Consider the following 1,103-nt stretch of genomic DNA (forward strand, 5'->3'; position numbering starts at 1 on the left):
GGGTGCTGCCGTCGGATGGTGTTGAGCCTGGTGATGAGCGGCGCGATGGTCCGGCCCTCGCGTGCCGCAGCCTCCCAGTCCCGGTGCCTGAGCTGGTACTTCTCCGAGTCCAGGTACTCCTCGCTGCCCTGCCTGAGCGGGGTGTTCTCGCACAGCTCGTAGCCGCTGTAGATGCCCCAGGTGGGGGAGAGGGTCGCGGCGAGCACGGCCCGCACCTCGAAGGCGGGCCGGCCGCCGTGCTGGAGGTAGGCGTGCAGGATGTCCGGGGTGTTGGCGAAGAAGTTCGGCCGCATGTAGGCCGCCGCCTCGCCCGCCAACTCACTGGCGTACTCGGTGAGTTCCTGCTTGCTGTTGCGCCAGGTGAAGTAGGTGTAGGACTGCTGGAAGCCGATCTGGGCGAGGGTGTGCATCATCGCCGGGCGGGTGAAGGCCTCCGCAAGGAAGATCACGTCCGGGTCGGACGCGTTGACCTCCGCGATGACCCGCTCCCAGAAGACGACCGGCTTGGTGTGCGGGTTGTCGACGCGGAAGATGCGCACGCCGTGACCCATCCAGTGCCGCAGGACCCGCACGGTCTCGGCGACGAGCCCGTCCATGTCCGCGTCGAAGGCGATCGGGTAGATGTCCTGGTACTTCTTCGGCGGGTTCTCCGCGTAGGCGATCGTGCCGTCGGGGCGATGGTGGAACCACTCGGGGTGTTTCTGCACCCAGGGATGGTCGGGCGAGCACTGGAGCGCGAAGTCGAGGGCGACCTCAAGACCGAGTCCGCGGGCCTTATCGACGAAGAAGTCGAAGTCCTCGATGGTGCCGAGGCCCGGGTGGACGGCGTCGTGCCCGCCCTCGGGAGAGCCGATCGCCCAGGGCACGCCCACGTCCCGGGGCCCGGCGGTGAGCGTGTTGTTGGGCCCCTTGCGAAACGTCGTGCCGATGGGATGGATCGGCGGCAGATAGACGACGTCGAAGCCCATCTCCGCGATCGGCTCCAGCCGGCGCGCGGCCGTACGGAACGTGCCGTGCGGCTGTTCGGCCGTGCCCTCCGAGCGCGGGAAGAACTCGTACCAGGAGCCGTACAGGGCCCGCTCCCGCTCCACCAGCAGCGGCAT

General features: G+C 68.5%; 1 pseudogene. It reads right to left on the minus strand.

Going from position 1 to position 1,103, the window contains the following annotated elements:
* Nucleotides 1-1,103, minus strand: a pseudogene (locus ACFYOH_RS44885) (alpha-1,4-glucan--maltose-1-phosphate maltosyltransferase); the annotation flags it as partial.

It is taken from the genome of Streptomyces sp. NPDC007856 (assembly GCF_042868225.1).
GTDB lineage: Bacteria > Actinomycetota > Actinomycetes > Streptomycetales > Streptomycetaceae > Streptomyces.